A 7760-nucleotide genomic window follows, 5' to 3' on the forward strand; every position below is an offset into this window, starting at 1 on the left:
TTCGAGTAGCCTTTTTTGATGTTTGGTTGCGGGAGCCGGATTTGAACCGACGACCTTCGGGTTATGAGCCCGACGAGCTACCAGACTGCTCCATCCCGCGTCTGTGTGGCGGCATTCTATAGAGATACGCCGGGGTGTCAACCTTCAATTCCGATAAAATCTGTTTTGGTTCAATTGCTTATCTGGATTCGCAGGCTCGTTGCAGGCCTGAGACGCAGGTGTGGCAAGGCTTTCAGCTCTATTACGAAACGCTTTTCAATTGAAAAAATAAATTTATCGAGGGTTTTACCTACAAGCATTTAAGAACATTCAGACTACTGGTGCTATATACAGGTGTCAGTGAGATACTGTTTTTCCCACACGGCTTGACGCTAATTTTTGATCATGAACACTGCGCTGATATGACCCAGCGAAAAATCATCCACGTCGATTGTGACTGTTTCTACGCGGCCATCGAGATGCGCGACGACCCACGCCTGGCCGGTAAGCCCCTGGCGGTGGGCGGCTCTGCGGATCGGCGGGGGGTGATCGCTACCTGCAATTACGAGGCGCGGGCCTACGGTGTGCGTTCCGCCATGTCTTCCGGGCATGCATTGAAGCTGTGTCCCGATCTCACCATCGTCAAGCCGCGCATGGATGCATATCGGGAAGCGTCCAAGGAAATTCATACGATCTTTCGCGATTACACCGACATCATCGAGCCGCTGTCTCTGGATGAGGCCTACCTGGATGTGTCGGACAGCGCTCATTTCGGCGGTAGCGCCACGCGAATCGCTCAGGATATCCGCCGTCGCGTTTCCAATCAGTTGCACATCACGGTTTCGGCGGGTGTGGCACCTAACAAATTTCTCGCCAAAATTGCCAGTGACTGGAAAAAGCCCAACGGGCTGTTCGTCATTACGCCTGATCAAGTCGAAGATTTTGTCAGCGGTTTGCCGGTGAGCAAGTTGCACGGGGTTGGCAAGGTCACTGCGGAGCGATTGGGCAAGCTCGGCATCACTGATTGCTCGCAGTTGCGCGAGTGGGACAAGCTGGCACTGGTGCGTGAGTTCGGCAGTTTTGGTGAGCGACTCTGGAGTCTGGCGCGTGGGATCGATGATCGGCAGGTGCATAACGACAGTCGCCGGCAGTCAATCAGTGTCGAAAATACCTACGACGTCGATCTGCCGGATCTTCGCAGTTGTCTGGAAAAGCTGCCGGAACTGCTGGAAACCCTCAAGGCCCGCATGGCTCGAATCGACAGCAGCTATCGGCCAGGCAAGCCGTTCGTCAAAGTGAAGTTTCACGATTTCACGCAGACCACGCTGGAACAGGCGGGGGCGGGTAGGGATCTGGGCAGTTATCAGTTGTTGCTGACCCAGGCCTTCAATCGAGGCGGCAAACCGGTGCGGTTGTTGGGTGTGGGGGTAAGGTTGGAAGATTTACGGGGCGGGTTTGAGCAGATGGAGTTGTTTGAGCGTTGATGCTTTAAAGGCAAAAGATCGCAGCCTACGGCAGCTCCTACACAGGAGTGGTGTACACCCTTGTAGGAGCTGCCGAAGGCTGCGATCTTTTCATTAACCGTTAATTCGGCCCCGGATCCGCCACCAGCCGCCCGGCATCCTTGGTCAGCGACTTGAGAAACTCGGTCTGCAGCTCAGGATCGTTGCGGGTCAGTTCGATCAGGCTCTGCTCCAGCTCGCTGGCTTCTTCTTCCAGACCCAGTTCCGACAAACGCTTGACCCTGTGCACCCACTGGCTCACTTCGTCGTCTTCGAGGTCATCGTAAATCAGCCCGTGAGCTTCGAGCAGCTTGTTGCGCAAAGTGCTGCTCAGTGCCAGGGACGAATCGCTATGCACGTCATCCTTGCCATCCTCGACATTGATCTGCAGCTTGCTCAGGTGATTGAGGTCATGTTCGGCGAACGGGCTGTCCAACAGGTTCAGGCGCAGTACGCCGTTTTTGTCGGTGCTCAGCTCAAAGGTGTCCTTGCCGGCCTTGACCTGCACTGGGCGCTCGCTCCATGGCAGGCTCGAGTATTCCGTGCGCTTGTCGCGCTGGACTTCGTCGATTCCGGCCAGGTTCTGTTGGGCGCGACCGTGGGATTGCATGTTCATGAACGGGTTCAAGCCGGCAAAGCCGTAACTGAACCAGTCCTTGGTCATGCTATCGGGAAGGTTGCCCAGGGCGAACACGTTGGCCACGTTCGCGCCGACACCACCGACCACCGCCACCGCACCCAGCGGGATCTCGTAGATCTCCCGCCAGGGTTGGTACGGCGTATAGCGATCGTAATGGCGCGTGACTTCGAACTCAGTGACTTCGAAAGTCTTCTGCTCGTGGATTTTCACCCGGCGTTGCGGCAGCTCAAGCACCTTGGGCTCGCCGACATCGATCTGCAGGCTGTGATCGAGCAATTTGCGCTCGACACGTTCCTCGTGCTCACTGCGTTGTGACATGTGATTGGCACAGCCGCTGACCAGCAGGGTGCCGCACAGGGCGGCACCACCGAGGCCTAAGGTGTTTCGCTTGAACATGACGTCTCTATCTGGTTTCAGCGGCGGATACGGGCCTGAAGGAACGCCAGTACGTCAGCGACCGGCAGCGCTTGCGGCTCGGCCTCGGTACGGCTCTTGTATTCCAGGTTGCCATCGGCGAGGCCGCGGTCGCTGACCACGATCCGGTGAGGAATGCCGATCAGCTCCATGTCCGCGAACTTGATGCCCGGGCTGGTTTTCTTGTCGCGGTCGTCCAGCAGTACTTCGAAACCGGCTGCAGTCAGTTCTGCATACAGCTTGTCGGTGGCCTCGCGAACCAGGTCGGTTTCATAACGCAGCGGTACCAGGGCGATCTGGAATGGAGCCAGTGTGTCACTCCAGATGATGCCTTTCTCGTCGTTGTTCTGCTCGATCGCGGCGGCGACCACGCGGGAAACGCCGATGCCGTAGCAGCCCATTTCCAGGGTGACCGGCTTGCCGTTCTCGCCCAGCACTTCGCACTTCATCGCCTTGCTGTACTTGTTGCCCAGCTGGAAGATGTGCCCGACTTCGATGCCGCGTTTGATTTCCAGGACGCCTTTGCCGTCCGGGCTTGGGTCGCCGCTGACCACGTTACGCAGGTCGGCAACGGTCGGAACAGGCAGATCACGCTCCCAGTTCACGCCGAAGTAGTGCTTGTCGTCGATGTTTGCCCCGATACCGAAGTCGCTCATCAGCTCGACGGAACGGTCGATGATGATCGGCAATGGCAGGTTCAGCGGACCGAGGGAGCCGGCACCGGCGCCGATGGCGTCGCGCAGTTCGCTCTCCGAAGCCATGACCAGCGGGCTGGCAACGCCAGGCTGGTTGGCGGCCTTGATTTCGTTCAGTTCGTGGTCGCCGCGGATGATCAGGGCAATCAGCTTGCCTTCTTCTTCAGCGTGAACCACCAGGGTCTTGATGGTCTTTTCAATCGGCAGGCCGAATTTTTCCACCAGTGCGGCGATGGTCTTGGTGTCCGGGGTATCCACCAGGCGCAGGTCTTCAGCTGGCGCAGGGCGCGAAGTTTCCCGTGGCACGGCTTCGGCTTTCTCGATGTTCGCGGCGTAGTCGGAACCATTGCTGAAAACGATATCGTCTTCGCCGGATTCGGCCAGTACGTGGAACTCGTGGGAGCCGGCGCCACCGATAGAGCCGTTGTCGGCTTCTACAGGACGGAACTTCAGGCCCAGGCGGGTAAACACGTTGCAGTACGCCTGATGCATGCGATCGTAGGTGACTTGCAGCGAAGGCTGGTCAGCGTGGAACGAGTAGGCGTCCTTCATGATGAATTCACGACCGCGCATCAAGCCGAAGCGTGGACGGATTTCGTCACGGAATTTGGTCTGGATCTGGTACAGGTTGATTGGCAGCTGTTTGTAGCTGCTCAGCTCGTTGCGCATCAGATCGGTGATGACTTCTTCGTGGGTCGGGCCGGCGCAGAAATCGCGACCGTGGCGATCCTTGAAGCGCAGCAGCTCAGGGCCGTACTCTTCCCAGCGACCGGATTCCTGCCACAGTTCAGCCGGTTGAGTGCTCGGCATCAACACTTCGAGCGAGCCGGCGGCGTTCATTTCTTCACGAACGACGGCTTCGACCTTGCGCATCACTCGCAAGCCCATCGGCAGCCAGGTGTACAGGCCCGAGGCGAGTTTGCGGATCATGCCGGCACGCAGCATCAGCTGGTGGCTGATCACGACCGCGTCGGAAGGCGTTTCTTTCTGTGTGGCGAGCAAAAATTGACTGGTGCGCATGGTTGGCCGTTATCGATTGCTGATGACGAGAAATGACGGAGCATTGTACGGGCGAGATCCGCTGTCGTACAGGCGCGCGGTCGGTGGCGAGGCAAGAGGGCAGGAATCTTTCGTGCCCTCTGCAGTGTTTCCTGCGGATCTTTCCTACGACTCTTTTACGACTTGGGTTGGTACCGGTTCCGGCGTCGGTGTAGGTCCGGCACGGCGGCTCTCCTGGAACCAATGCAAGGCGATCAGCAGCAGCGTCGGAACGCCCATCATGGCGGTGATCAGGAAGAAGTTGTGGTAACCGAATTTTTCCACCATGACCCCGGAATATCCGCCGATCAGACGCGGCAGCAAGAGCATGATCGAGCTGAGTAGGGCGTATTGGGTGGCGGAGAATTTGAGGTTGGTCAGGCTCGACAAATAGGCGACGAATGCCGAGGTCGCAAGGCCAGAACTGAAGTTGTCCAGGGAAATGGTGAGCACCAGCATGTTCAGGTTGGGGCCCATGTCCGCGAGCATCAGGAACAGCAAGTTGGTACCTGCCGACGCCGCGCCGCCGATGAACAGGATTGGCAGGATGCCGAATCGAACAATCAGCAAGCCTCCCATGCCGGCACCGACGAGGGTCATGATCAGGCCGAAGACCTTGCTGACACTGGCGATCTGGTCTTTGGTGAAGCCCTGGTCGATATAGAACACGTTGGCCATCACGCCCATTACCGTATCGGACATTCGGTACGTGGCGATCAATCCAAGCAGCAGCAGCGCTTGCCAGCGGTATCGCAGAATGAAGTCGTTGACCGGGGTCAATACCGGCGCCAAGCCGCGTCGACCGATGGCTGACAGGCACAGTGCTGTGAGTGTGGTGTAGAGAATTGCCCGCAGGAATGCGCGGTCTTCGAGCAACAGGTCGAGCAGGCTTACACCATCGAACAGCACGCTGGCGAAATCGGTGTTGTAGAGCTGGGTGAACATGGCTGGGACGGACACCAGCAATACGATCAGCACGAACACCGAGGCCAGTTGGTGCACGAAGCTGTAACGCCCGGCCTGCAATTGCGTGCGCAGGGGTACCGGGGGTTCGCGCATGAATAGGGATGTCAGCAGCGCTGGGACCATCAGGGCACCGAACAGCAGGTACGTGCCGGCCCATGCCGAATGCTTGTAGTTGAAGCCGGTAGAACCGAAACCTTCAGCGAAGAACAGCGCACCGGCAGTGGCCAGCAATGCGGCGACTCGATAGCCGGACATGTAGCTGGCGGCGAGGGCGGCCTGACGGCTGTCATCGGCGATTTCCAGGCGGTAGGCATCCACTGCAATATCTTGCGTTGCCGAGGCAAAGGCGACGACAACGGCGATAGCGATCAGCCAGGACAAATGTTTTTGCGGGTCGCAGAAACCCATTCCGATCAGGCCCAGAATGACGAGCGCCTGGGAAAGCACCAGCCAGGAACGTCGGCGACCCAGCTTGCCGAGCAAGGGCAGGCGCCATTGGTCCAGAAGCGGTGACCAGACCCATTTGAAGGCATAGGCCAGGCCGATCAGGCTTGCGTAGCCGATGGTCTCGCGCGCCACACCGGCTTCGCGCAACCAGACCGAAAGCGTGGAGAACACCAGCATGTAGGGCAGGCCGGCGGCGAAACCCAGCAATAGCAGTACAAGCGTCGAGGGGCTGGCATAGGCAGCGAGCGCGGCGCGCCAGGTTTTACGGGGCATGGGCTGGAGTCTGCCTCAAGAAATACGAAAACAAAGCGCGCACTCTAACCGCTGTGCTCTACCGGGCGCCACCCATGGCGCTGAATATCAACACGATTATTCAGGATACTGATGCCCTCCATGCGCAATCGCGCGCGTTGTTCGTCCCCGGACGGACTGCCTGCAGGCAGGCTGATGCGCCCGCCTGCACCGAGTACACGATGCCAGGGTAATTTGCTGTCGTTGGGCAGTTGGCTCAGGGTCCGACCAACCCAGCGCGCTGCACGACCCAGGCCGGCCAGCTCAGCCAACTGACCATAGCTCACCACCTTGCCTTCGGGCACTTGGGCCAGGGTCAGATAGAGCGCCGTGCGTCGGATTTGTGCTGCGCTGTCGGGTTCAGACTTTGCTTCGATCACATCCACAGTTCCTGAAGAAATTCACAGTACCGTTTGTAGAGTAAATCCTGGATTGCCTGTTGAGATATGAACTCAATAGAAATAGTCGTGTCAGTCCTAGCTAAGGCCATATTCCCAAGGATAATGCCGACTTTTTTTCGCAATCTTGAGCCTGTATTTGCTTATGTTGTCCAGAACCCTGCTGTGCCTCGCTGTCATCAGTGCCTCCACTCCCTTGCTCGCGGATACCGTCTGGTTGAAGAACGGTGACAAATTGAGCGGCAAGATCATCCTGTTCGACGGTGGCAAGCTGTTGGTCCAGACCGAGTACGCTGGAGCAGTGCCAATCGACTGGAAGCAGGTCAAAACCCTGGAGAGCGATCAGCATCTATTGGTCAAGCAGGATGCCTACACCGGAGAGGTGGCCAAGTCGTTGCACCCGGCAGAGGATGGCAAGGTGACCCTGGCCAATGGCGACGCGCCCAGGACGGTGGAGCTGGCGAGTATCCAGCAAATGCTCAAGCCCAAGCCAGTCGTTGAAGACCTGATCTGGAAGGGCAACATTGATGCGGCTCTGGATTATCAGCGCGCAGATAAAGATACCGACGATTACGATATCGACTTCAAGACCACTGCGCGTCATGGGCGCTGGCGGCACATCGCGGAAGGCGAGTACAACCGCGAGTTCCAGGATGACGTAGTCACCACGGATAACTGGCGAGCCGAGTACTCCCTCGACCGTTTCCTGACCGAAAAATGGTTCTGGCAAGGTCGCCTGGTCTACAAGCGTGACAAAGTTGAAGATCTTTCCCGTCAGCGCACGGTCGGTACCGGCCCGGGTTATCAATTCTGGGATGATGAGCTTGGCGCGTTCTCTCTTGGCTCCCTGGTCAACCGCACAGACTATGAATTCGCCGACGGCAGCAAGGAGAACTTTTACTCCGTAGCCATTAAGTGGGACTACAACCGCTATCTGATTGGCAAGAAAGTGGAGTTCTTCACCAATGGCGAAGTGGGCAAGCCTCTTTCGGGTGTGGCCGAATACGCGCTGGATGCCGAGATGGGCTTGCGCTACAAGGTGACGGACTGGGCTTCGCTCAACCTCAAGGCTGAGCGTGACATCATCGATGGCACTGATGATGCGGACCTGGACAAGACCCGATACACCGCCGGGTTTGGTGTGACCTGGTAAAAAGCAAAAGATCGCAGCCTGCGGTAGCTCCTACATTGGAATGCGTTCTCTGTAGGAGCTGCCGAAGGCTTCGATCTTTTTTTGGCCACAAAAAAGCCCCGCTGTTGAGAGCGGGGCTTTTTACTAAAGCAAGTACAAGTTAGATAACTTGAACTTCTTCAGCTTGCATGCCTTTCTGACCGCGGGTAGCGATGAAAGAAACCTGTTGGCCTTCTTTCAGGCTTTTGAAGCCGTCGG

7 protein-coding genes and 1 tRNA gene are annotated in these 7760 nt (G+C 57.6%); 2 read left to right on the top strand and 6 right to left on the bottom strand.

Annotated features, from left to right (window positions below; all coding sequences use genetic code 11):
- Positions 1–23 precede the first annotated feature (23 nt).
- A tRNA-Met gene (locus ACRESJ_RS29680) sits at positions 24–100 on the bottom strand.
- A 301-nt stretch (positions 101–401) separates the two neighbouring features.
- On the opposite strand from ACRESJ_RS29680, the gene dinB reads away from it, so the two are divergent.
- Entirely contained in the window at positions 402–1463 is a 1062-nt protein-coding gene (gene dinB, locus ACRESJ_RS29685) for a DNA polymerase IV (protein ID WP_431761068.1), read from the top strand.
- Between the two features lie 100 nt (positions 1464–1563).
- Here dinB and ACRESJ_RS29690 read toward each other — a convergent pair whose 3' ends face one another.
- From ACRESJ_RS29690 to ACRESJ_RS29705, 4 genes are all read right to left on the bottom strand, one after another.
- Complete coding sequence (locus ACRESJ_RS29690; RefSeq protein WP_431761069.1) at positions 1564–2517, bottom strand: hypothetical protein; 954 nt, start codon at positions 2515–2517, stop codon at positions 1564–1566.
- Positions 2518–2534: 17 nt separating this feature from the next.
- Positions 2535–4250: a proline--tRNA ligase gene (locus tag ACRESJ_RS29695; protein ID WP_431761070.1), complete on the bottom strand. Its 1716-nt coding sequence runs from the start codon at positions 4248–4250 to the stop codon at positions 2535–2537.
- Between the two features lie 144 nt (positions 4251–4394).
- Positions 4395–5954, bottom strand: a complete 1560-nt coding sequence (locus ACRESJ_RS29700) for an AmpG family muropeptide MFS transporter (protein ID WP_431761071.1) — start codon at positions 5952–5954, stop codon at positions 4395–4397.
- Between the two features lie 44 nt (positions 5955–5998).
- Complete coding sequence (locus tag ACRESJ_RS29705) at positions 5999–6352, bottom strand: MGMT family protein (protein ID WP_431761072.1); 354 nt, start codon at positions 6350–6352, stop codon at positions 5999–6001.
- A gap of 163 nt (positions 6353–6515) precedes the next feature.
- On the opposite strand from ACRESJ_RS29705, the gene ACRESJ_RS29710 reads away from it, so the two are divergent.
- Entirely contained in the window at positions 6516–7523 is a 1008-nt protein-coding gene (locus ACRESJ_RS29710) for a DUF481 domain-containing protein (RefSeq protein WP_431761073.1), read from the top strand.
- 139 nt (positions 7524–7662) lie between these two features.
- Here ACRESJ_RS29710 and ACRESJ_RS29715 read toward each other — a convergent pair.
- A partial coding sequence (locus tag ACRESJ_RS29715; protein WP_401068994.1) for a cold-shock protein occupies positions 7663–7760 on the bottom strand: 98 nt, incomplete at its 5' end.

The organism is Pseudomonas sp., from assembly GCF_050739655.1.
Taxonomy (GTDB): Bacteria; Pseudomonadota; Gammaproteobacteria; order Pseudomonadales; family Pseudomonadaceae; genus Aquipseudomonas.